We start from the raw sequence: 23,881 nt of genomic DNA, 5'->3' as shown, positions 1-23,881 counted from the left end.
GGTCGGACGGAGAGCGGGGGTCAGCGGGGTACCGGCGCGGCGACCGGGTGCAGCCAGCAGGCGACGTCCCGGCCCGGGTGGTCGTCGACGGGCGGGCCCAGCGCCGGCACCTTCTTGTCGCACGGGTCGAAGGCTTTCGGACAGCGCGGGTGGAACGCGCAGCCCTCCGGCATGGCCCGCAGGTCCGGCGGCGAGCCGGGGATGCCGGTCAGCTCGCGCCGCGGGCCGCGCAGCGCCGGGAAGGAGTGCAGCAACCCCTCCGTGTACGGGTGCAGGGCCCGCCGGTAGAGCTGCGCGGCGGGCGCCTCCTCGACGATCCGGCCGCCGTACATGATGGCGATCCGGTCGGAGAACTCGACCAGCAGCGACAGGTCGTGGGTGATGAACAGCACCGCGAAGCCCAGCCGCTCCCGCAGCCCGGCGAGCTGGCCGAGGATCTGCCGCTGCATCACCACGTCCAGCGCGGTGGTCGGCTCGTCCATGATGACCACCTGCGGCTCCAGCGCCAGCGCCATCGCGATCATCACGCGCTGCCGCATGCCGCCGCTGAGCTGGTGCGGGTAGCTGTCCAGCCGGTCGGCGGCGATGCCGACCAGGCGGAGCAGGTCCCGGGCCCGGGCCAGCCGGCCCGCCGCGGTGCTCGTCGGGTCGTGCGCCTTGATGACGTCGAGCAGCTGGGTGGAGACCTTGTGCACCGGGTTGAGCGAGTTCATCGCGCCCTGGAACACGATCGAGGTCTCCGCCCAGCGGAACTTCCGCAGCTGCGCCGGAGTGAGGGTCAGCACGTCCACCGGCGGGCCGTCGACCGGGTGGTAGACCACCTGGCCGCCGCTGACCACCCCGGGCGGCGGCAGCAGCCGGGTCAGCCCGTACGCCAGGGTGGACTTGCCGCTGCCGCTCTCGCCGGCCAGCCCCAGCACCTCGCCCCGGTGCAGGGTCAGGTCGACGTCGCGGACGGCGTGCACCGCCGCGTCGCCGAGCCCGTAGTCGACCCGCAGTCCGCGGATCTCCAGCACCGGATCGCTCATCGCACAACGTCCTCTCGGGTGGTGGCAGCCCGTGGCGTCGGGACGGACGGGGTCGGGGCCAGCACGGGGGTGAAGCCGACCCGCATCCGCACGGTGCGGCCGTCGGCGGTGCGGATTTGGGTCTTGCCGGCGCTGCGCAGCCGGGGGCTGACGAACTCGTCGATCCCGAAGTTGATCAGGGCGAGGGCGGTGCCGAGCAGCGCGATGGCCAGCCCGGCCGGGACGAACCACCACCAGGCGCCCTGCGCGAGGGCCTGCTGGCCCTGGGCCCAGAACAGGATGGTGCCCCAGTTCCAGGACGAGATCGACGAGATGCCGATGAAGGCCAGGGTGATCTCCGACATGACCGCGAAGATGACCGTGCCGACGAAGCCGGACGCGATGATGGCGGTGAGGTTGGGCAGGATCTCGAACAGGATGATCCGCCAGGTCCGCTCGCCGGTGGCCCGGGCCGCCTCGACGTAGTCACGGCGCCGCAGCGACAAAGTCTGGGCGCGCAGCACCCGGGCACCCCACGCCCACGAGGTACAGCCGATGATGAGCGCGACCAGCGTGTCGCTGGCCTGCTCGACGATCGACGTCACGATGATGATCAGCGGCAGCGCGGGGATGACCAGGAACACGTTGGACAGGGCCGACAGGCCCTCGTCGGCCGCGCCGCCGAGGTAGCCGGCCGTCACGCCGATGAGGATGGACAGGATCGTCGCCAGCACACCGGCGACCAGTCCCACCAGCATGACGCTGCGCGCGCCGACCAGGATCTGGCTGAAGATGTCCTGACCGAGGTGGGTCGTGCCGAACCAGTGCCGCAGCGACGGCGCCTGGAGCACGTCGCCGCTGCGCGCGTCCGGGTCGTACGGCGCCACCCACGGCCCGATCACCGCGAAGAGGCAGTAGATGCCCAGGATTACCAGCCCGGTGGCGGCCTTGGCGTTGGCGACGAACCGGAACCGGCGCCGCTTCGCTCGGCCCGGCGCGGCCGACGGCTGGGCCATTGCCCCCTGACCGGGGATGACCTGCTCGATGCTCGACGGTGAGATGGTCATCGCTCAGCTCTTTCGGGTCCGCGGGTCGAGAAGCAGGTACGCGACGTCGGCGAGCAGGTTCGCCACCAGCACGGAGATCGTGATGATCAGGAAGATGCCCTGCATCAGCGGGTAGTCCTTGGCGCCGACGGCCTGGAACAGCTGGTAGCCGAGCCCGGGGTAGGAGAAGACGATCTCCACCAGCAGCGTGCCGCCGACGATGAACCCGAGCGACAGGGCGAAGCCCGACACGTTCGGCAGCAGCGCGTTGCGGGCCGCGTAGCTGAGGGCGACCCGGCGCTCGGACAGCCCCTTCGCGTGGGCGACCGTGATGTAGTCCTCCGAGGAGACGGTGACCATCATGTTGCGCATGCTGAGGATCCACCCGCTCATCGAGGAGACCAGGATGGTGGCGGCGGGCAGGATGCTGTGCTGGATCGCGCTCGGGATGAAGTACTGGTCGAACGCCGGCACGAGGCCCGGCTCGTAGCCGCCGGAGGACGGGAAGAAGCTTCCCGGGCCGGCGAACAGGGCGATGGCGACGAGGCCCAGCCAGAAGTACGGAATCGAGGACAGGAACGTGGTGGCCGGCAGGAGGCCGTCGACCCAGGAGCCGCGCCGCCAGCCGGCGCCGACGCCGAGCGCCGTGCCGAGGAGGAAGCTGATGATCGTGGTGATGCCGACCAGGCCGATCGTCCACGGCAGGCTGTCGCCGATCACCGTCGACACCGGCGCCGGGAAGAAGGTGAACGACAGCCCCAGGTCGCCGTGGAGGAGCTGTCCCCAGTAGTGCAGGTACTGCTCCCAGACGTTCTCGTTCGCGTCCAGCCCGAACAGCACGCGCAGCGACTCGATGGCGTCGGCGCTGATCCGGCCCTGGTTGCGCGAGATGAGGGACTGCACCGGGTCGCCCGGGACCAACCGCGGGATGAAGAAGTTGAGCGTGATGGCCGCCCATGCGGTGAACAGGTAGAAGGCCGTGCGCTGCAGGAGGAATCTCATCGGGTCTCCTCCAAGGTGGCGTTGTCGTGCCGCTCGACCGCTGCCGGGGGCGGTGGCACGGCCGGGTCGGCGTCCGGCGCGGCGGAGCCGGGAGTGTCGGCGGCGACGGTGGCCGGGTCGTAGAGCCAGCAGGCCGCCCAGTGGCCGGGCCGATCGCCGATGGTCAGCCGTGGCGGCAGGTCCGCCGTGCAGCGCCGCATGGCGTGCGGGCACCGGGGGTGGAACCGGCAGCCGGCGGGCGGGGTGATCAGGCTCGGCGGCTCGCCCTGACCGCGGTCCTCCCCGGCGGCAGCGTCGCCGCCGCCGCCGCCGGTGATGCGCTCGGGGTCTGGCGCCGAATCGGTGAGCAGCCGGGTGTACGGGTGGGCGGGGTTCTGGGTGACGGTCTCGCTGTCGCCGCCCTCGACCATCCGGCCGGCGTACATCACGATCGTCTCGTCGGCGAAGTAGCGGGCCGAGGCGATGTCGTGCGTGATGTAGAGGATGGCGATGTTGAGCCGCTGCTTGAGGTCTTGGAGCAGGTTGAGCACGCCGAGGCGGATCGAGACGTCGAGCATGGAGACCGGCTCGTCGGCGAGGAGCACCTCCGGGTCGGCGCCGAGCGCTCGGGCGATCGCGACCCGCTGCCGCTGGCCGCCGGAGAGCTCGTGCGGGAAGGCGTCCAGGTAGCGCTCGGGCGGGGTGAGGCTGACCCGGGTGAGCAGCTTGCCGAGGGCCGCCTCCAGGTCCTCGGCGCTGCGCCCGGCGTTGCCGTGGATCCGCAGCGATCGGGTGAGGTGGTAGCGGACGGTGTGCACCGGATTCAACGACGCGAACGGGTCCTGCAGGATCAGCTGGACCCGCCGCACGTACGACCGGAACGGACGACCGCCGCGCACCCTGGTCGACGTGCCGTGCAGGCGGAGGTCGCCGGCGGTGCGGGGGTAGATCTGGGCCAGCAGCCGGGCCACCGTGGACTTGCCGGAGCCGGACTCCCCGACCAGCGCGGTCACCCGGCCGCGACGCAGCGCGAACGATACGTCGTCGACGGCGTGCACGACTGCCGGCGTCCGGGAGAAGAGGTCACGCAGCCGTCTGCGGGCGGGGAAGTGCTTGGTCAGGCCGACGGCCTCCAGCACCACCTCGTCGGCCGGTGCCGCCGCGCTCTCGCTCAACGTCATGCCGAGTTCCTGTCTGGGATCGCGATGTCACGAACATCTGGTGCCGCCTCCCCGGTCGGCCGGGGTCGACCGGGGAGGCGGTGCCGGGGGTCAGCTACCGGCGGGCTTCAGGTGCAGGACCACGTCCAGCGCGTTGGGCTGGGTGGGCTGCATGGCGCCGTACGGGTTCGAGTCGTCGGGCCAGCCGGTCCAGTTCTTCGTGCTGTACGCGCCGCCGATGTTGTCCGCGCCGACCGGGATCATCGGCATCTGGTCGACGAAGATCTTCTGCAGCGTGCTCATCGCGGCGGTACGGGCCGCCTCGTCGGTGGCGTTCGCGTAGGCGACCAGGGCGTCGGTCGCCTCCTTGCTGTTGAAGCGGCCGAAGTTGCCCGCCGGGGAGGCGGTGCCGATCGGCTTGAGCTGCCGGCCGTCCATGATCGTCCGGTAGATGTCGTACGGCGTGGCACCGCCCTCGGTCCACCGGAAGGTCGCCTCGAAGTTGCCCTGCTCGACGTTGCGGAACCAGGCGTCCTGGTTGGCCTTGTCGACCGTCGCGGCGATGCCGATCTTCGACAGGTTGTCCTTCACGATCTCGAGGCTGGTCTGGTAGTCGGACCACCCGGCCGGGTCGGTCAGCTTGATCGTGACGGCCTTGCCGGTCTTGTCCTTGAGGGTGTTGCCCTCGAGCTTGTAGCCGGCGCCGGTGAGCAGCGCCTTGGCGCCCTCGACGTCGACCTTGTGCTCCTGGCCCTTGAACTCCGCCGCGATGAACGCGTCACCGGCCGGGCTGGGCAGGCCGGTGACGCTCTTCACCAGCGGGTGGAAGTACCCCGCCTCGGCCGTGGTGAAGATGTCCTGGCGGTCGATGACCATGTTCATGGCCCGGCGCAGCGTCGGGTCGTCGAACGGCTTCTTCGTGGTGTTGAGGTAGAGGCCGTGGATGCCCAGGATCGCGGGCGCCCACATCTTGTGGTGCTCCTGGTCCTTGGCCACGAAGACGGTCTGGTAGTTGGGGATGAAGACGAAGCTCCACTCCGACTCGCCGTTGGCCAGCGCGGTGGTCTGCGCGCTGTTGTCGGTGTAGGAGGTGTAGCGCAGCTCCTTGACCTTCGGCAGGTCCTGCCAGTAGCCACTGTCGCGCACCGCCAGGGTCATGCTGGCCGGGGTGAACGACTTCAGGGTGTACGGGCCGCTGCCGACCGGCTGCTTGACGGTGTCGGTCGTCGGGTCGCTGATCTTCTCCCAGATGTGCTTGGGCACGATCGGCACCCGCCACAGCACCTTCTGCTGGTTCACGAACTGCGGGCTGGCCATCTTGATGGTGACCTCGTTGCCATTGGCCGTCGCGTCCGTGTAGGGCACGCCCTGGTCGTTGAGCGCCGGGTACTTCTTGACCAGGTTGTAGGTGAAGGCGACGTCCTCGGCGGTGACCTTCTGCCCGTCTGACCAGGTGGCGTTGTCTCGGACAGTGACCTTGACCGAGGCGTAGTCTGACGACCACTCGGCCTTGGTCGCCAGCCACGGCTTGAACGGGTCGGCCGGCTTGACCGGGTTCCACATCATCAGCGGCTCGAAGATCTGCCAGCGGTAGCCCAGCGAGGCTGCGGCGGACGTGGTGAGGAACGGGTTGTTGTTCTCGGCCTGCGGGCCGTTCGGCATGCCGACGTTCAGCACCGTGGCCGCCTGGCCGTTCTTCTTGTTCGCGTTCGGGCTGTCGCCGCACGCGGCGACGCCGGTGGCCATCGCGCCGGCCAGCGCGACGGCGAGGAACTGCCTTCTTCTCATGGAGGTCTCCCTCGGTGCTCCCGCAATCCTCGAGCGGGATGTGGTGGATGGAGGGTGTGCGGTGTTGCCACCGGTGGGCGCGGTGCTCCCGCCGGTGTGGGTGGTGGATACGGCGGTGGAGAGGTCAGGTGGTGCCGGTCGAGGCGCGGACGGTGAAGCTGGTGGGAATGACGGTCGGGGTGTCGGGCAGCGGCGTGCCGGCGAGGTGGGCGATGAGGGTGCGGGCGGCGGCCGCCCCCATCTCCCGCAACGGCTGGCGGACCGAGCTCAGCGGTGGATGGGTGTGCCCGGCCAGGGGCAGGTCGTCGAAGCCGACCACCGCCACGTCGTCCGGGACCCGCCGGCCGGCGTCGCGCAGCGCCTGGAGCGCCCCGGCGGCGGAGAGGTCGTTGTGCGCGAAGACGGCGTCGAACGGCACGCCGTCGGCGAGCAGGCGTTCCACCGCGACCCGCCCGCACTCGAAGGTGAAGTCGCCCTCCACGACGAGCGCGGGGTCGATGGGCAGGCCGGCGTCGGCGTAGCCATCCGCGAAGCCGGCCAGCCGCTCCCGGGTGCAGCCGAAGCGGCTCAGGCCGGTGACGACCAGCGGCCGCTTCCGGCCGTGCGCCAGCAGGTGCGCCGCCGCGGCTCGCGCGCCGGATTCGTTGGTGGTGCGCACCGACGGGAAGCCGGGCTGGTGGCCGCGGTCGTCGATGAGGATGACCGGCAGTCCGCGCTCGTGCAACTCGGTGATGTAGTCGAGGGTGCCCTCCGGCTCGACCACGAGCAGGCCGTCGAAGGACTTCGCGGAGACCTGGGAGGCGAACCGCCGCATCGACTCGTCGCCGTGGGTGCAGGTGAACAGCAGCATGCCGTACCCCTCGGCCTCGACCACGTCAGCCGCGCCCTGGAGCACCTCGCCCATCCAGGGCCAGGTCAGGGCGGGCACCAGCATGCCGACCACCCGGGTACGCCCGCGGGCCAGACCGACCGCGCGGGCGCTCGGCACGTACCCGAGGGCGTTGATGACCGCGCGGACCCGGTCGGCGGTACGGACGTGCACCTCGCCCTTGCCGTTGAGCACGCGCGACACCGTCGTCTTGCTCACGCCGGCGCGGGTGGCGACGTCGGCGATGGTGATCGGCACGTGACGCTCCCGGGTCGAAGGTGAGGCGTTGTTTCGGAACCGGTTGCGGAAGCGGTTCCGTCGCAGTCAACCGAAGTGGCGGCGGTCACGTCAATAACGGGCGGGTAACGAAACATGGCTAAGTTCGAAAGCTGAAAAAAGTCCCTCTGGGCAGCGCGGCTGATCCAGGGTGTGACCAGCGTCGATGCGAGGAAACCGGGTCGTCGGGGGCGTGCCCGCGCCTACCGTGATCCGATGACCGAACCGGCCGGCCTGGACCGGCTCGCCGCCTTCGCCGCTGCCTGACGTCCGCCAGCCGGGTGAGCCGGTCCAGGCAGTGCGCGGCCAGGTCCCGTTCGTTGCGGGTGCGCTTCCTGGTTCTTTCGCCGTCGGTTTTTGTCGGCGCCGGTTGAGGAGAGCCTGCGCTTCTTCGAAGGTCGGGTCGTCGATGAGCGGTGGGTGGGTGATGTCCTTGGAGACCACCCACTTGTCGCGGGGGTTCCACCATGGATTGCGGGCGCGGTCGTGCGCCGAGGGGCAGGGCACGCGGTTGGCGGTAAGGCCTTCGGCGATGGTGAAGAGTCCGTCGCCGGCGAGAACGGCCTTCTCGGGGCCGCCGGGCACGGCTTTCCAGAAGAAAAGGTCGCGCACCCCGACCTCCGAAGGAACAGGCGTCGGTGGTCGGGGTGCTGTTACGGCAGAGCCTCAGCCGGGACGTTCCGGTCGGCGTCAGGTGCGGGGTGCGGCCACGGCGGCTTGGGCGTCGACGATGCCCCAGCCGTACATCGGCGTGTAGATACCGCGAAGTCCGAGGACGGGGGTGCGAGCAGTGCCCATCAGCGTCGAGTACACATTTGCGAGGCTGCGCTGCTGGGCGAACAGGAGGGCCGCGACTCCCGATACGTAGGGCGTGGCCATCGACGTGCCGGCGTAGGCGTCGTAATCGCCCTGTCCGCAGCCGGCTGAGCCGGCGCCTACCGGGACGCTGGACCACACGTCGTCGTCGCAGTTGACGAGGCCAGCGCCGCCGGGTGCGGCGACCGCCTTCAGGTCAGATTTCACGCCGAGGTTGGAGTACCAGGCCTTCACCTCGTTGCGGTCGGTGGCGGTGACGCAGAGGGCGCCGGCTTCCCACGCTGGGGTGTCGCAGAGCGGTGCCGTCTCGTTGCCGGCGGCGGCGATGACGGCCACGCCCTTCGCCTGCGCGTAGGTGATCGCCTGCGTCGCGGCCGACTCCAGCCCAGTGAGGGTGAGCGCCTGGGAACCCGGCAGCGCGCCGAGACTGAGGTTGATCACCTTCGCGCCGTGGTCGGCTGCGTAGCGGATACCCGCGGCGATGTCGGCGAAGCTGCCACTGCCCGCCTCCAGCACCTTGATCGGCATGATCTTCGCGTCGGGGGCGACGCCCGCGATACCGACCCCGTTGCCGGTGGCCGCGGCCGCGATGCCCGCTACATGGGTGCCATGCTCGTCGCTGGCGTCGGGCTTGCCGTTGGGGCCCCGCCAGTCGCCGTTGCCGCAGGAAGTCGCACCGCAGTCGACGAAGGTGGCGCCGGGAACGAGCTTGGATGTCAGATCCGGGTGGTCGAGGTCGACGCCGGTGTCGACAACCGCGATCACCACACCGGCTCCCGTGCTGGTCGCCCAGGCCTGTTCGGCGTGGACCTGCCGCAGGCCCCACTGCTTGTCGTACAACGGGTCATTGCCAGCCGCCTGGGCGGGCGTCGCGGCGACGGCCACGACGACAGTGGCCAGCGTGGCACCGGCGAGCAACTGCGTGATCGACATGAGACCTCTCCTCAGGATGCGACGGCGTTTCATCTGTAGATCGATAGTCATGCGCGAAACGCAACAGCGAAGGCAGCTGATCACCGCCGGGCGACACCTCAAGCCGGGCAATCCGTACGAGCTGATGGCGGTGCTGCCTCGCCGCTACCGCTAGAGGGACAGCGGCCGGCGCGCCAACGCGGGTACAGGCGTCGTCGTCGACGCGAAGGCACCCGTGACACCTTCGGGCGGCCGGCCAGGGGTGGGGGAGGTGGCGGCCACGAGCACCCGGCCGGACCGTACGGACTTGCCGGAGCGGGACCAAAAACTTTTGGTGGTTTCCTACAAATGACGGGTGGGTGGTTCGGTGATATCGCCATGGCGCTCGCGGCCGGCAGGCGGAAGGGTAACCACTGCCGGGAGCCGTTGTCTCTCACGGCGTGCACGCCATGGGTCTACCAAAAGGGGTCAATCGGGTGTTCAACCGTGTCGCCATCGTCAACCGTGGTGAGGCTGCCATGCGGCTCATCCACGCTGTCCGAGAGTTGGCTGCGGAAACCGGCGTCCCGATCGAGACCGTCGCCCTGTACACCGACGTCGACCGCACCGCGACCTTCGTGCGTGCGGCGGACATCGCCTACGATCTCGGTCCGGCGTCCGCCCGCCCGTACCTGAATCTGGTGGCGCTGGAGCGCGCGCTGACGGAGACCGGGGCCGACGCCGCGTGGGTCGGCTGGGGCTTCGTCGCCGAGGATCCGGCGTTCGCGGAGCTGTGCGAGAAGATCGGGGTCACCTTCGTCGGGCCGAGCGCGGAGGCCATGCGCCAGCTCGGCGACAAGATCGGCGCGAAGCTGATCGCCGAGGAGGTCGGTGTGCCGGTCGCGCCGTGGAGCCGCGGTGCCGTCGAGACTGTGGATGCCGCCCGGGCGGCAGCGGCCGAGATCGGCTACCCGCTGATGCTGAAGGCGACCGCGGGCGGTGGCGGGCGCGGCATCCGCGTGATCAGGAACGAGGATGAGCTCGCGGACGCGTACGAGCGCACCAGTCAGGAGGCGGCGCGGGCGTTCGGCAGCGGCGTCGTGTTCCTGGAGCGCCTGGTCACCGGGGCCCGGCACGTCGAGGTCCAGGTGATCGCCGACGGGCAGGGCACCGCGTGGGCGCTCGGTGTCCGCGACTGCTCGGTGCAGCGACGCAACCAGAAGGTCATCGAGGAGTCGGCTTCGCCGGTGCTCAGCCCGGCGCAGGCAGCCGAGCTCAAGGCGTCGGCCGAACGGCTGGCCGTGGCGGTCGGTTACCGGGGCGCGGCGACCGTCGAGTTCCTGTACCACCCCGGCGACGGGGTGTTCGCGTTCCTCGAGGTCAACACCCGCCTGCAGGTCGAACACCCGATCACCGAGTTGACCACCGGGTTCGATCTCGTCAAGGCGCAGCTGCACGTCGCCTCCGGTGGGCGACTCGACGGCGAGCCGCCGGCGGAGCGCGGGCACGCCATCGAGGCCCGGCTGAACGCCGAGGACCCCGACCGCGACTTCGCGCCGTCGCCGGGTCGTATCGCGCGGCTGGACCTGCCCACCGGCCCGGGGATCCGGGTGGACACCGGCGTCAGCGAGGGTGACACCATCCCGGCCAACTTCGACTCGATGATCGCCAAGATCATCGCGTACGGCCGCGACCGCCACGAGGCGCTCGGCAAGCTGCGCCGGGCGATGGCGAACACCACGGTGATCATCGAGGGTGGGGCGACGAACAAGAGCTTCGTCCTCGACCTGCTCGACCAGCCCGAGGTGATCGACGCCACCGCGGACACCGGCTGGATCGACCGCGTCCGAGGCGAGGGCAGGCTCGTCGCGCACCGGCACTCCGCGGTCGCGCTGGCCGCCGCCGCCATCGAGGCGTACGAGGAGGAGGAGCGCGTCGAGCGGCAGCGGCTGCTGTCGACGGCGTCTGGCGGGCGCCCGCAGGTGCAGCACCGCAGTGGCCGGCCGCTCGACCTCAAACTGCGCGGCGTCACCTATCGCATGCGCGTGGCGCGGGTCGGCGCGCCCCGGTTCCGCGTCGGCATCGAAGCGGGCTCCGCCGTACGCACCGCCGACGTCGAGCTCGACCGCTTCGACCGGCACACCGGCCACATCGTCGTCAACGGCTCCCGGTACCGCCTGCTCACCGGCACCCACGGGCCCACCCACCTGGTCGAGGTGGACGGCGTGACGCACCGGGTCAGCCGCGACGAGGGCGGCGTCGTCCGGTCCCCCATGCCCGCGCTGGTCGTCGCCACGCCGCTGGAGGCCGGCGACGAGGTCGAGGCGGGCGCGCCGGTGCTGGTGCTCGAAGCCATGAAGATGGAGACGGTGCTGCGGGCGCCGTTCCGGGCGCGGCTGAAGGAGTGCGCCGTCTCCGTGGGCAGTCAGGTGGAGGCCGGTGCGCCGCTGCTGCGGCTGGAGCCACTCACCGACGGGGCCGCCGAGACCGCGAGCGGCCGGGCCGCCGTTCCCGTCGAGCTGGACCTGCCCGCCGCGTCCGAGGACGTGCCGGCGTACCGGCGCAGCAGGCGCGGCCAGGAGGACCTGCGCGGCCTACTGCTCGGCTTCGACGTCGACCCGCACGACGACCGTCGAGTGCTCGACGATTACCTCACCGCGCGGCGGGCGGCCACCGAGGACGGCTGCCGGCCCCTGGCCGAGGAGCTCGACCTGGTCACCGTGTTCGCCGACCTCACCGAGCTGAGCCGCAACCGGCCGACGGGCGAGGACGGCGACGGCCACGTCTACAGCGCCCGCGAGTACTTCCACACATACCTGCAGAGCCTCGACATCGAACGGGCCGGCCTGCCCGGTTCGTTCCAGGCCAGGCTCGCCAAGGCGCTCGGGCACTACGGGGTCACCGACCTGGAGCGCTCTCCCGAGCTCGAAGCCGCCGTGTTCCGGATCTTCCTCGCCCAGCAACGGGCGTCCGCCGACGCCGCGGTCGTCGCGACGCTGCTGCGCGCGTGGCTGCGGGAGCCGCCGCCGGACGAGACGCTGCGCGAGCCCGCCGGCCTCGCGCTGGAGCGGCTGGTGGCCGCGACGCAGGTCCGCTTCCCGGTGGTCGCCGACCTCGCCCGCGGCGTGGTGTTCGCCTGGTTCGCCCAGCCGCTGCTGCGCCGCAACCGCGCCCGCGTTTACGCCCAGATCCGGGGTCACCTTCGTCACCTGGACGCGCACCCGGACGCGCCGGACCGCGCCGAGCGCATCGCGGAGATGGTACGCAGCACCGAGCCGCTGGTCCGGCTGCTCGGCCAGCGGCTCGTGCGCGACCACCTCGACAACACGGTCATGCTGGAGGTGCTGACCCGGCGGTACTACGGCAACAAGGCGCTCACCAGCGTGCGTGCGCGCGAGGTCGCCGGCTGCCGGTTCGTGGTCGCCGAGCGCGCGGACTCCACCGTGGTCTCCACCGCGGTGAGTTTCGACGCGCTGAGCAGCGCGCTGCGCGGGCTCGCCGAGCTGGCCAGCGACAAGGACGCCGTCGACGCCGACATCTACCTCGGCTGGGAGGACCAGCCGGAGGACTTCGACGCGATGGCTGCCGCGCTGCTCGAGGTCATCACCGCGCACCCGCTGCCGCGGGTCCGCCGGCTCACCACCACCGTCGCGGGTCGCGGCGGCGCGGTGATGCACCACCACTTCACCTTCCGCCCGTCGGGTACCGGGATCACCGAGGACCGGCTGATCCGCGGCCTGCACCCGTACATCGCGCAGCGGATGCAGCTGGAGCGGTTGCACAAGTTCGACCTGACCCGGCTGTCGTCGTCGGACGAGGAGGTCTACCTCTTCCAATGCGTGGCGCGGGAGAACCCGTCCGACGAGCGCCTCGTCGCGTTCGCCCAGGTGCGGGACCTGACCGAGCTGCGCGAGCAGGACGGTCGGCTGGTCGCGCTGCCGACCACCGAGGACGCCATCGCCGCCTGCCTCGACTCGATCCGCCGCGCCCAGTCGCGGCGACCGTCGAAGACGCGCTTCACCACCAACCGGATTGTGGTCTACGTCTGGCCGCCGAGTGAACTGACCCGTGAGGAGATGGAGATGATCGCCGGGCGCGTGCGCCCGACGACCGCGGGCGCCGGGCTGGAGGAGATCCTGTTCATCGCGCGGCAGCGCGACCGCCGGACCGGCGAGCTGACCAAGATTGCCGTACGGATCTCCTTCCACGCCGCGGGCGGCGCCGAGCTGACCGTCGGCGAACCGCCGGTCGAGCCCGTCGAGCCGCTCGACGAGTACCGGCTGAAGGTGCTGCGCGCGAGCAGCCGCAACACGGTGTACCCGTACGAGCTGACCGGCCTGCTCGGGGACTTCGTCGAGCACGACCTCGACGACCACCACGCGCTGGTGCCGGTGGACCGGCCGAGGGGGCGCAACAGCGCCGCCATCGTCGCCGGGGTGGTCACCACGCCGACCGCCCGGCATCCGCAGGGTGTCGCCCGGGTCGTGCTGCTCGGCGACCCGACGAAGTCGCTGGGCGCCCTGTCGGAGCCGGAGTGCCGGCGCGTGATCGCCGCGCTGAACCTGGCGGAGCGGATGCGGTTGCCGCTGGAGTGGTGGGCGCTGTCCGCCGGGGCCCGGATCTCCATGACCTCGGGCACCGAGAACATGGACTGGGTGGCCGCGGCGCTCAAGCGGATCGTCGAGTTCACCCAGGCCGGCGGTGAGATCAACATCGTCGTCGCGGGCATCAACGTGGGCGCGCAGCCGTACTGGAACGCCGAGGCGACGATGCTCATGCACACCCGGGGCGTCCTCGTGATGACGCCGGACTCGGCGATGGTGCTCACCGGCAAGCAGTCGCTCGACTTCTCCGGCGGGGTGTCCGCCGAGGACAACTTCGGCATCGGCGGCTACGACCGGGTGATGGGACCGAACGGGCAGGCGCAGTACTGGGCGCCGAACCTGACCGCCGCGCGGGACGTGCTGATGTCGCACTACGACCACACGTACGTCGCACCCGGCGAGAAGGCGCCGCGGCGGGCGAGCACCATCGACCCCGTGGACCGCGACATCTCCACCTTCCCGCACGACGTGCCGGGCAGCGCCTTCGGCAGCGTCGGCGAGATCTTCTCCGCGGAGGCCAACCCGGAACGCAAGAAGCCGTTCGACATCCGGACCGTGATGCGGGCGCTCTCCGACCAGGACCACCCGGTGCTGGAGCGCTGGGCGGGCATGGCCGACGCGGAGACCGCGGTGGTGCAGGACGTACACCTCGGCGGCATCCCCGTGTGCCTGCTCGGCATCGAGTCACGAGCCGTGCCACGGCGCGGCTTCCCGCCCACCGACGGCCCGGACACCTACACGGCGGGCACGCTGTTCCCCCGGTCGTCGAAGAAGGCGGCGCGGGCGATCAACGCGGCCAGCGGCAACCGGCCGCTGGTGGTGCTGGCAAACCTGTCGGGCTTCGACGGCTCACCGGAGTCGATGCGCAAGCTGCAGTTGGAGTACGGCGCCGAGATCGGCCGGGCGATCGTGAACTTCCGCGGGCCCATCGTCTTCTGCGTGATCTCGCGGTACCACGGCGGCGCCTTCGTGGTGTTCTCGAAGGCGCTGAACCCGAACATGACCGTCCTCGCGCTGGAAGGCTCGTACGCCTCGGTCCTCGGCGGCGCCCCCGCCGCCGCAGTGGTGTTCTCCGCAGACGTCAACGCCCGCACGGCGGTCGACCCCCGGGTGCGGGACCTGGAGGCCCGCGCTGCGGCCGCGGCCGGCACCGCACGCGCCGCGTTGACCGCGGAACTCGACGAGCTGCGCTCCTCGGTGCGCGCGGAGAAGCTCGGCGAAGTTGCCACGGAGTTCGACCGCGTGCACAACATCCAGCGCGCCGTCGAGGTCGGCTCGGTGGACGCCGTCATCCGCGCCGCCGAGCTGCGTCCGCGCATCATCGACGCCATCGAGTCGCGCCTGCCCTGATCCTGCCCGGCCGGGGACTTCCACCAGGGAGTCCCCGGCCTACCGCCGGCGGGCTACCTTCGGGCGGTGTGAGATCGATCGCCCGTGGGAAGGCCCGGGCGAGCCCGAGATGTTGTCCGACACGTGCCGGATACGGATGTGGTGGTTGTCGGGGCTGGGCAGGCGGGGCTGGCCAGTGCGTACCACCTGCGCTCCTCCGGTCTTGACTTCGCTGTCCTGGACGCCGACGCGGCGCCCGGCGGGGCTTGGCAGCACCGGTGGCCGACGCTGCGCATGGCGACCGTGCACGGCATCTTCGACCTGCCCGGAATGCACTTCACGCCTCCACCGCCGGACAAACCGGCCGCCGAGGCGGTGCCGGCCTATTTCGCGGCCTACGAGAGTGAATTCGGCATCGACGTGCAGCGGCCGGTCGCCGTCACGGCCGTCCGGAACGCCGGCGACGGAGGACTCCTCGTCGAAACCGACAAGGGCACCTGGACCACCCGGGCACTGATCAACGCCACGGGAACGTGGACGAGGCCGTTCGTGCCGTACTACCCGGGACAGGAAACGTTCCACGGGCGGCAGCTGCACACCGCCCACTACCGGGGACCGGCGGAATTCGCCGGGAAACGGGTGGTTGTCGTCGGGGGCGGAACGTCGGCCGTGCAGCTCCTGGTCGAGATCGCCGACGTCGCGGCGACGACCACCTGGGTCACCCGCCGCCCGCCGGTGTTTCGGGACGGGCCGTTCACACCGGCCTACGGACGCGAGGTAGTGGCCAAGGTGGAGGCACGCGTACGCGCTGGCCTGCCCCCGGGAAGCATCGCCAGCGCGACCGAGCTGGCGTGGACACCGCAGTTGCTCGAAGCCCGGGAACGCGGCCTCCTCGGACGCCGGCCGATGTTCGACCGGATAGTCCCCGACGGCGTCCAGTGGCGCGACGGCACGGCACAGCACGTCGACGTCATCCTCTGGTGCACCGGCTTCCGCCCGGCGCTCGACCACCTGGCCCCGCTGCGGCTGCGTGGGCCCCGCGGCGGCATCGTCGTGGACGGCACCCGGGTGATCGCCGATCCCCGGATCCACCTGGTCGGCTACGGGCCGTCTGCGAGCACGGTCGGCGCGAACCGGGCCGGGCGGGCAGCGGTCCGCGAGCTGCGCGCACTTCTGGCGGCTCCCACCCCCGCCTGACCGGGCGGCGACGGTGGATCCGTCTGTGGTGAGGGCCGGCGTCCGCCGAGGCGCCCCAGGGTCGCCTCGGCGGTGACCAGCCGCGCGTCTTCGCCGCTGGCGGGCACGGCATGTGGGGAATCACCCTCGGCCCACTCGCCGGCAAGCTGCTCGCCGAGCAGATCACCAGCGGCCAACAGCCAGCGGAGATCCGACCCTTCGACCCGCTGCGCTGATGCGTCACCTGCTCGTGTCGGGGGCGGCGGTGCTGACCGTGTCGGCCTGAGCCCGGCGGCCGACGGCGGGGCGGGCGCGCTGATCACCAGGCGCAGGGCGCGTAGTCCTTCAGGAAGCAGCCGTACAGGTCCTCGCCCTGTTCGCCGCGGACGATCGGGTCGTAGACCCGGGCCGCGCCGTCGACCAGGTCCAGCGGGGCGTGGAAGCCGGCGTCCGCCAGCCGCATCTTCGTCGGGTGGGGCCGCTCGTCGGTGATCCAGCCGGTGTCGACGCTGGTCATGAGGATGCCGTCGGCCAGCATCTCCTGGGCGCTGGTCCGGGTCAGCATGTTCAGCGCGGCCTTGGCCATGTTGGTGTGCGGGTGCCCCGGCCCCTTGTAGCCGCGGGCGAACTGGCCCTCCATCGCTGACACGTTCACCACGTACTTGCGGCGGGCGGGCGCTGCGGCCATCGCCGGTCGCAGCCGGCTGACCAGCACGAACGGCGCGGTAACGTTGCACAGCTGCACCTCGAGCAGTTCCACCGGGTTCACCTCGTGCACCCGCTGCACCCAGCTGTTGACGGGGTCGAGGTCCGGCACCAGACCGCCGGCGTCGATGGCGGTGGCTGCCGCGATCCGTTCCGGCGAGGCGGAGCCGCTGGTCAGCGCCAGCGCGGTGACCGCGTGCGGGGTGATCGCCGGCTGCGGCGGCGCGGTCAGGCTGCCCGCCCGGTCGCTCCGGCCGGCCGGCTTGGCGAACGTGATCATCTCCGGCAGTGGGCCGTCCGGCAGGGCCGCCGCCTCCGCGGCGACGAGGTGCGCGTACGCCCCGGGGGTGCGGCGGACGGTCTGCGCCGCGTTGTTGATCAGGATGTCGAGTGGTCCCTGGGCACTGACCGAGTCAGCGAGGGCGATCACCTGGGCGGGGTCGCGCAGGTCGATCCCGACGATCCGCAGGCGGTGCAGCCAGTCCGCGCTGTCGGGCATCGCGGCGAATCGGCGGACCGCGTCGTGCGGAAACCGCGTGGTCACCGTGGTGTGCGCGCCGTCGCGCAGCAGCCGCAGCGCGATGTACATGCCGATCTTCGCCCGGCCGCCGGTGAGCAGCGCGCGCCGGCCGGTCAGGTCGGTGCGGGCGTTCCGGCGCTCCCGGTTGAGCGCGGCGCAGGGCGGACAGAGCTGATGATAGAAGGCGTCCACCTCGCGGTAGCGCTGCTTGCAGACGTAGCAGCCGCGCGGATTGTGCAGGAAGCCGGCGGTGGTACCGACGGTGGGGGAGGCGAGCGGGATGCCCTGCGTCTCGTCGTCGATCCGGCCAGGGGCGCCGGTGGCGGTGGCCGCCGTCACCGCGCGGTCGGCCGCCGCGATGGCATCCCGCCGTTCCTCGCGTCGCCGCTGCTTGATCACCTTGTAGAGCTTCGCGGTGGCCCGTTGCACCCGCACCACGTCGGGGTGATCGGGAGGTAGGTCCTCCAACGCCTCAAAGACGCTGAGACAGGTCTCCAGTCGGCCGCGGTCAATGCCGTCTTGACTGTTTTCGGTAATGTTGTCCGCCGTCATGCCGCTGCTGTCTCATCCCGTTCCCTGCGCCGGATCTACCCGGCCCACCCCAAGTCCGACCCGGAACTGTACGCACCGCATAGCCTTTGACGCATCCCGCGTCGGCTCATCAGCCCAATCACCGACGAGGCCAACCTCGCCCGGGTCCACCGAACCTTGCACCTCCGGTCACGCCGAACTCGGGGCGACCATGGGCAGGCCAGCCACACACAAGAGAACACGAACAGACAAGGCCGTTGAGCAGGGAAACCCCGCTCGACGGCCTTGGTTCTTGTTCGGGGCAGGATCGCCCTCGGGAACATCAGCCCCGAGGGCGGCCGTACTGCCCTGTTGCCGGACGTTGATCGGGACGCTCAGGCGCCTGCTGGACGCCCAACTGCCGACAGCCGCGTCCGTGCTGCGGGAGCTACAGCGGGCGGGCCACCGGCGTAGTCGCGACGCATTCGGCCGCTTGAGCCCGCAGGACTCGATCGCACTGGCGGTGGCCTGGCTGACCGCTGCGACCAGTCAGCACGCTGCTAAGCCGCAACAGCAGGATCATGGCAAGTGATCGATCGGGCCGAAACGGAGTCCGACCCGATTCGACCACCGCTAGCAGCGGTGCCAGGCCTGCGACAGCGCCGATGACCTGCAGGATCGAGACGGCGGGGCCCGAGACGAAACAAGCCCGCCAGGTGCGGACCCTGGCCGACGCCCGCACGTTCACCCGCCGAGCCTAGAAGATCATTGCTCTTGCTCTGCACACTGATGCCGTTGCCTACTCAGTGGACAGGGCCCTCGCCGAACCGGCCACCGCTGATCAACGTGTCAGTCTCGATCGACAGCCGTCCACACTGGGGGAGCAGAAGCGACCGCAACAACCCCGTACTTCAGGAGTGCGGCAGCGAGCGCCGCCAGATCCGCCCGGCGCGAGAGTCGGTTGAATGGCGTCCACGACATTGCGCCTCTTGTAGATCACCTTGTCGAAGGTCGGTGGTCGCCCGCCTGGGCTGCCCTTGGTGGCCCGGCGGGCCGCCCTAGCCGGCCCAACCGGGCGGGGGCAGCCGAACGGCCATTGACCGCCCGCCGGCCGTCTGCTTGGCTGCGTCGCAGTTGACCTTACGGGTCTCAATCTCTCACTGCGCTGGAGAATGTATGTCCCCCGTTGATGCCATCAAATCCGTCCTCTCCCAGTACGCCGGCTTTGGCGGTCGAGCTCGCCGATCCGAGTACTGGTGGTTCTTCCTCTTCACCCTGATCCTTAACATCGTCGCCGGAATTCTGGACGGCGCGCTGGGGACCGACATCGGGTCGGAGCCGAGCTCTACCGGCGTCATCGGGCTCATCGTCAGCTTGGCCCTGCTGGTGCCGACCCTGGCCGTTGCCGTGCGGCGACTTCACGACACCGACCGCTCGGGCTGGTGGCTGTTGATCGGACTCGTGCCTCTCGTGGGGGCCATCGTCCTGCTCGTGTTCTTCGTGAAGGACGGCACTCGGGGAAGTAACCGGTACGGTGCCGACCCGAAGGAGGCTCCGCACGCCGCCGCCCCCAGCATGGCCTGACAGGGCCTATTGAGTGGCTGCTTGCTAGAGCTAAGCCAGCCCAGGAAGCCCATGCCGGCGGTGGACAGCGCACGACTGTCGCCGCCGGCGCCACTCATCGATCTTTGGCAGCGCGAGCAACTGTGGCCACGCCGGGGCCAGAGGCAGCGAGAGCAGCAAGCCCTTTGATGCGAGCCGCTGCTTCGCATCAGAGGACGCTGGCGCCAGGTACGGATCAGCACCGCCCGGCATCCACCGACACATAACGGCAGTGTGCGTCCGGCTCCCCCCCAACAGGGGTCGTCGCACTGACTACCCCACGTCCTCGGGCAGCTTCCCGACGCGCAGCTGCATCAGGCGGTCGTCGTTCCACTCCTCTCGGGATTGAGCTGGTGGGAGATCGTCCCCCGCCACACCGGCCGGGGACGAGAACTCCCGCCGGAGACGCTCTGATTTTCACCAGTCGAAGTCGAAGAGGCCGGCCCGTCAGGACCGCCAACGGCAGGGCTGCGCGCAGGGCTGCACCGCCGCCTTCGCCGATCGAACAGTCCACAACCGTCAGGTCACGCACATCGCACGTCGCCCATGCCGAGAACAACGGGAAGCCCGCTGGCCGTCCTTGCTCACAGCCATTGCGGTAGCGCGGCGACGGTGACAGTGGCCTGGTACGACGTGGCGGTCTTGGGCTCGCACGATGGTCGAGTCGACCGACACCAGCCAGTCGATGCCCCCGGCCGCGTCGGCGTCGGCCTGGACCCCGGCGAGCATCCGCTCGAACGTCCCGTCGAGTGCCACCTGCGGAAACGGGTGTAGATCGGCTGCCAGGAGCCATACCGAGCGGGCAAGTCCCGCCGCCGCTCCGGCCGGATCTTCCACACGATCCCGTTGGGCACCCGCCGGTCATCGGCCCGCGGCCGGTCACCGCCGGCGGCAGGTACCTCGACAGGGCATCCCACTCGACGTCATGGATCGTGGCCTAGGCTGCGTGGTCGTGAACGAGCCGCGCGGGTCAGGAGTCCTTCGTCATCAGCCGTTGCATGACGGGTTCGTACCGGCACAAGGGCCGCAGCAGGGCTTCGCCGAGGCCATCGATCGGCACATCGAGGAACACTTCGGGCCTGTCGAGTTCGTCTACCACGAGATTGCGTCCCACCTGGTCGGCGTACACGTCTATGTCGTGGCACCGACCGAGGAACGCCCCTATCGGACGCTGATCACGTCTGGGATGAGTGACCTGCCGATGACGGTCCCCGAGGGCCATGGCATCAGCCCGTACGCCGAACTGATGCTCTGCCTGCCGGCCGACTGGCCGCTGACTCAGCTGACCGGGCTGGACGACGACCCGGCCGGTTGGCCGGTGCGAGTCCTCAAGCAGGTGGCCCGGCTGCCGCACGAGTATGGGACCTGGATCGGCGAATGGCATTCCGTGCCGAACGGCGATCCCGCGCAGCCGTACGCTACGGACTCTCCGTTCGCCGGAGTCGTTGTCACGCCGATGCTGCGTGTGCCGCCCGAGGCTCGCACGATCGCGGCTCCCGGTGGCATACAGATCGCGTTGCTCGCGCTGATTCCTCTGCACCCCGAGGAGATAGCGGCCAAGGTCGAACGCGGCACAGACGCACTCATCGAAGTGCTCGACCGTGGCCGCGTCACCGAGTTGCTGGAGGCGCACCGGCCCTCGTACGCCTGACGGTCCGATCCTGCACGTACCGACCAAAGATCACCGAGCGGGCTTCTGCCGCGATCGGGGTGCCGACGTGTCGCAAATCAGTCGGCGGATATGTGTCGCGCATCAGTCGACGGAGGACAGGGTGGGTCCGTTGACGCGTCCAGTAGGGCCATCAGTTGCGGGTTGTCGCCGGCCTGACCCGCGGTGAGCAGGATCGACAACGGCGGACCGCGGCCGTCGACGGCGAGGTGGATCTTCATGCGCAACCACGACCCACCGCCACAAGATCGGCAGGACACGCCCTAGCAGCCGCACGGGCCATCGGGGTCCGGTGCAGTCCGGACCGCAGTCGCAGGACAGCACGAACTCAAGCATCAGGGCCCCCCTTTCCGTCGTCGGCGGGCATGGCGGAAAGTCGGGCATTTGACATGGCACCGGGGGGCGATCGAGGCGGCGTTGCAAGAGTTGGAGCGCCGGCTCCGCGAAAAGCCGAATGGATATCTGGGGCCCGATTCGAAGAGGCAAGTAATTGTGCGTCGTTCGACGCTTACTCGAGGAGGAGTTACGCTCACGTGGCGGGTGGCGGTTCTGTCGGATGAGCGTCTCTTCCCTGGTCAGCTGCGATGGCCGACGACCAGGTAACTCGCCTGACCGGGTGCGAAATGATTTCCTGAAAGGCGCGCGGATTTGCATCTGGGGAGTCTGCGGAACCGACAATGTTCGCACGCCGGTCCGCTCGGGTAAATGGCTGAGTCTGCTTGGTAGCAGGAGCCTTGTGAATGGGGTTCATCGCTCCAGAATTTGAATTCGACCGGGGAATTGTTGCCCCGGCGGCTCTCACTTCAGGAGGTAAATCCCCATGAGTCGAATGAGATCGGGCGGACGCGGGGGCACCGTCATGCGGCGTACCATCTTCGCGTTGGCCGCCGCGATCGTCGCCACCGGCGCGATCGGAACCCCGGCAGTCGCCGACGGCAAGCCGGTCACCCCGTCGGCCCAGCCGGCCGAGGCCGTGCCGGGCGGGTTCTCCAGCTGGCGTGAGCTGTTCTCCGTGCAGGAGCGGCTCAACTCGGCCGCCGACGAGATCATGGCCGCCCGCGGCGACGGCTTCGCCGGCGTGGTCGCCGCGCCGGAAGACCGCAAGCTCACCGTCTACTGGAAGGGGCAGGTGCCCGGATCCGTCCGTGACCTGGCCAAGCGGCTCGCCGTACCGGTCAAGTTCAAGCCGGCCCGGTTCCACCAGCGGGAGATGGTCGCCGAGGCGCAGCGGCTCGCCGCGGACCCGCGTGCGGTCTCGGTGGCCGCCAAGGTCGACGGCAGCGGGCTCGCGGTGACCGTCACCGGCAGGGCCCCGGCGGCGGGTAAGCAGGACGTCCTGCGTACCGCGCGGCTGCCGCTCAGCCTGAGCACCGCATCGCGCCCGACGCTGCTGAATCGCCAGAACGACTTCGCCCCGTACTGGGGTGGTGCGCGGTACTACGCCAGTGGTGGGTGCAGCACCGGGTTCGGGGTGTACTGGAACGACGCCCGCCAGATCCTCAGCGCCGGGCACTGCGGGTCGAACGGTCAGGTCGCGTACGACGGTGGCGGCCCCACCAACACCATGGGGCCGATCATCAACGACAACAACCCGCGGGACACCTTGATGATCAGGGTCACGGCCGGCGGCCGGATCTACACCGGGCCGTACAACGCTGCCACCAGCATCGGGGTCGGCGGGGCGGTGTCGGACTACGTCGGCAACTACGTCTGCACCGGCGGCGCCTCGAGCGGTGAGCACTGCAGCATCCGGGTCAGCGTCGTCAACCAGTTCATCAACGTCGGTTACGTGATCGGGCCCGTGACGCAGGCCAACCACATCACCGCCGGGGCCTGCGCCGCCGCCCCGGGCGACAGCGGCGGGCCGGTGTACTCGTACCGCTCCGATGGGCGGGTCGACGCTCGCGGCACCGTCTCCGCCGGGGTGAATGGCACAGCGGTCTGCCCCGGCGTCGTCGCCAACGGCTCCAGCACCGTCTGGTACGCCCCGCTGCTGCGGCCGGTGGGTGACGCGCAGGTCGGGTCGCTCACCTACCACGGCGCCTCGCTCATCCAGGGCTGACGCGTATCCGGCGCCCAGCCGCAAGGGGTCGGCGCCAAGCAGTGATCGAAGTAGCGTGGGCCGGTCCGTACGGGCCGGCCCACGCCGCTGACGGCCCGAGCGCACTCCGCCGCTGGGAGTCGTCCCATCTGGGAAGGCCGCGAAAGCGGCGAGCTCATCCGCCTGCGCGATCCGTCCCACCGGCTGACCGGCGCCGAACAGCGCCCAACTGCACGCGCGCCCAGCTGCAGTTCTGTGGTCTGGTGGCCTCTTCGGCGCACCCCAAGAGGCCACCGAGTGGCTAGACCTGCCTGAGCTTCAAAGTCTTGCCGACCGTTATCGGCGGTGGGGGGCAACGGTCCGTGTCGCCCCTCGGACACAAATGAACATCTGACGGTGTGCGCTGAGATCCACTGCAGGGCGTACCGTTTGCGTTTCAGGCCGGTAGGTGCACCGGAGGCCGAGTTGTTTGTCGACCTCGGCCTTGTCGGCGGGGTTGGCGTCGCGGAGGCATCCGGAATGTTGCCCGCGTGCCATGCGGGCCGATTGCCTGCGCCGAAGAGCTGGTGGCAGGGCTGAAAGCCCTGCGGCACTCCGCGACCGGCCGACTCCGGGCACTCGACCTTCGACCCCGGTGAGGCTGAAGGTCGAGACATGGCGAGGTCTCCGTGGTGAGCCGGTCAGCAGTGGCGAGCGGGGGTCGGTGGGGTCAAGGTGCCGCTGGCTGATCCTGGTCGTGACCACGTCTGATGCCGGGTAACGGCAGTGGGGCCCAGCCTTCACCCGGCTCGGGGTGTCGCGGGCGGAGGCGGCGCAGCTGTTCCGCCAGCGACCAGCCGCCCGTCAGGCACCACAGGGCGATGACCGGGTCGCAGATGGCGCAGCCGTGCGA

At 70.3% G+C, this 23,881-nt stretch carries 15 protein-coding genes and 2 pseudogenes; 5 read left to right on the top strand and 12 right to left on the bottom strand.

Features of this window, described 5'->3' with window-relative positions; all coding sequences use genetic code 11:
- Positions 1–20 precede the first annotated feature (20 nt).
- The 8 genes from V6U89_RS26160 to V6U89_RS26120 all read right to left on the bottom strand — a co-directional run bounded on the left by V6U89_RS26160 (position 21) and on the right by V6U89_RS26120 (position 8,875).
- Positions 21–1,028, bottom strand: coding sequence for an ABC transporter ATP-binding protein (locus tag V6U89_RS26160; protein WP_334574596.1), 1,008 nt, complete (start codon positions 1,026–1,028; stop codon positions 21–23).
- Positions 1,025–2,074 carry an ABC transporter permease gene (locus V6U89_RS26155; RefSeq protein ID WP_334574594.1) on the bottom strand — a complete coding sequence of 350 codons (1,050 nt, stop codon included), beginning with the start codon at positions 2,072–2,074 and terminating at the stop codon, positions 1,025–1,027. The genes V6U89_RS26160 and V6U89_RS26155 overlap by 4 nt, the downstream gene beginning before the upstream one ends.
- Positions 2,075–2,077: 3 nt before the next feature.
- Positions 2,078–3,055, bottom strand: a complete 978-nt coding sequence (locus V6U89_RS26150) for an ABC transporter permease (RefSeq protein ID WP_280839617.1) — start codon at positions 3,053–3,055, stop codon at positions 2,078–2,080.
- The gene (locus V6U89_RS30280; RefSeq protein WP_442933991.1) at positions 3,052–4,215 is read right to left on the bottom strand and encodes an ABC transporter ATP-binding protein; all 1,164 of its coding nucleotides are present in this window, start codon (positions 4,213–4,215) and stop codon (positions 3,052–3,054) included. Before V6U89_RS30280 ends, V6U89_RS26150 begins: the two co-directional genes overlap by 4 nt.
- 90 nt (positions 4,216–4,305) lie before the next feature.
- Positions 4,306–5,982 carry an ABC transporter substrate-binding protein gene (locus V6U89_RS26135; protein ID WP_334574591.1) on the bottom strand — a complete coding sequence of 559 codons (1,677 nt, stop codon included), beginning with the start codon at positions 5,980–5,982 and terminating at the stop codon, positions 4,306–4,308.
- Positions 5,983–6,106: 124 nt separating this feature from the next.
- On the bottom strand, positions 6,107–7,108 hold the full coding sequence (locus V6U89_RS26130) for a LacI family DNA-binding transcriptional regulator (RefSeq protein ID WP_280839615.1): 1,002 nt from the start codon (positions 7,106–7,108) through the stop codon (positions 6,107–6,109).
- A gap of 90 nt (positions 7,109–7,198) precedes the next feature.
- Positions 7,199–7,738 carry a hypothetical protein gene (locus tag V6U89_RS26125; protein WP_334574581.1) on the bottom strand — a complete coding sequence of 180 codons (540 nt, stop codon included), beginning with the start codon at positions 7,736–7,738 and terminating at the stop codon, positions 7,199–7,201.
- Positions 7,739–7,816: 78 nt separating this feature from the next.
- Complete coding sequence (locus V6U89_RS26120) at positions 7,817–8,875, bottom strand: S8 family serine peptidase (protein WP_334574579.1); 1,059 nt, start codon at positions 8,873–8,875, stop codon at positions 7,817–7,819.
- Positions 8,876–9,330: 455 nt separating this feature from the next.
- Between V6U89_RS26120 and V6U89_RS26115 the strand changes: the two genes are divergently transcribed.
- Entirely contained in the window at positions 9,331–14,787 is a 5,457-nt protein-coding gene (locus tag V6U89_RS26115) for an ATP-binding protein (RefSeq protein WP_334574574.1), read from the top strand.
- Between the two features lie 123 nt (positions 14,788–14,910).
- Positions 14,911–15,963 carry an FAD-dependent oxidoreductase gene (locus V6U89_RS26110; RefSeq protein WP_334574572.1) on the top strand — a complete coding sequence of 351 codons (1,053 nt, stop codon included), beginning with the start codon at positions 14,911–14,913 and terminating at the stop codon, positions 15,961–15,963.
- Positions 15,964–16,261: 298 nt separating this feature from the next.
- Here the strand turns inward: V6U89_RS26110 and V6U89_RS26105 are convergent, their stop codons facing one another.
- The gene (locus tag V6U89_RS26105) at positions 16,262–17,719 is read right to left on the bottom strand and encodes an SDR family NAD(P)-dependent oxidoreductase (RefSeq protein WP_334574569.1); all 1,458 of its coding nucleotides are present in this window, start codon (positions 17,717–17,719) and stop codon (positions 16,262–16,264) included.
- Positions 17,720–18,853: 1,134 nt separating this feature from the next.
- Between V6U89_RS26105 and V6U89_RS26100 the strand changes: the two genes are divergently transcribed.
- Positions 18,854–19,261 (top strand): DUF805 domain-containing protein, encoded by a 408-nt coding sequence (locus V6U89_RS26100; RefSeq protein WP_334574566.1) that lies wholly within the window; start codon positions 18,854–18,856, stop codon positions 19,259–19,261.
- A gap of 602 nt (positions 19,262–19,863) precedes the next feature.
- Here the strand turns inward: V6U89_RS26100 and V6U89_RS26095 are convergent.
- Positions 19,864–20,196 (bottom strand): transposase, encoded by a 333-nt coding sequence (locus V6U89_RS26095; RefSeq protein ID WP_442933990.1) that lies wholly within the window; start codon positions 20,194–20,196, stop codon positions 19,864–19,866.
- A 35-nt stretch (positions 20,197–20,231) separates the two neighbouring features.
- On the opposite strand from V6U89_RS26095, the gene V6U89_RS26090 reads away from it, so the two are divergent.
- Positions 20,232–20,930 (top strand): suppressor of fused domain protein, encoded by a 699-nt coding sequence (locus V6U89_RS26090; RefSeq protein ID WP_334574563.1) that lies wholly within the window; start codon positions 20,232–20,234, stop codon positions 20,928–20,930.
- Between the two features lie 137 nt (positions 20,931–21,067).
- Here the strand turns inward: V6U89_RS26090 and V6U89_RS30275 are convergent.
- Positions 21,068–21,199 (bottom strand): annotated as a pseudogene (locus V6U89_RS30275) (IS5/IS1182 family transposase); the annotation flags it as partial.
- A 608-nt stretch (positions 21,200–21,807) separates the two neighbouring features.
- On the opposite strand from V6U89_RS30275, the gene V6U89_RS26085 reads away from it, so the two are divergent.
- The gene (locus V6U89_RS26085) at positions 21,808–23,010 is read left to right on the top strand and encodes a S1 family peptidase (RefSeq protein WP_334574559.1); all 1,203 of its coding nucleotides are present in this window, start codon (positions 21,808–21,810) and stop codon (positions 23,008–23,010) included.
- A 688-nt stretch (positions 23,011–23,698) separates the two neighbouring features.
- Here V6U89_RS26085 and V6U89_RS26080 read toward each other — a convergent pair.
- A pseudogene (locus tag V6U89_RS26080) lies at positions 23,699–23,881 on the bottom strand (hypothetical protein); the annotation flags it as partial.

This window comes from Micromonospora sp. CPCC 206171, from assembly GCF_036906755.1.
Taxonomy (GTDB): Bacteria; Actinomycetota; Actinomycetes; order Mycobacteriales; family Micromonosporaceae; genus Micromonospora; species Micromonospora purpureochromogenes.
Note: the sequence above shows the minus strand (reverse complement) of the source record. Positions and strands in the feature narration are given on the sequence as shown.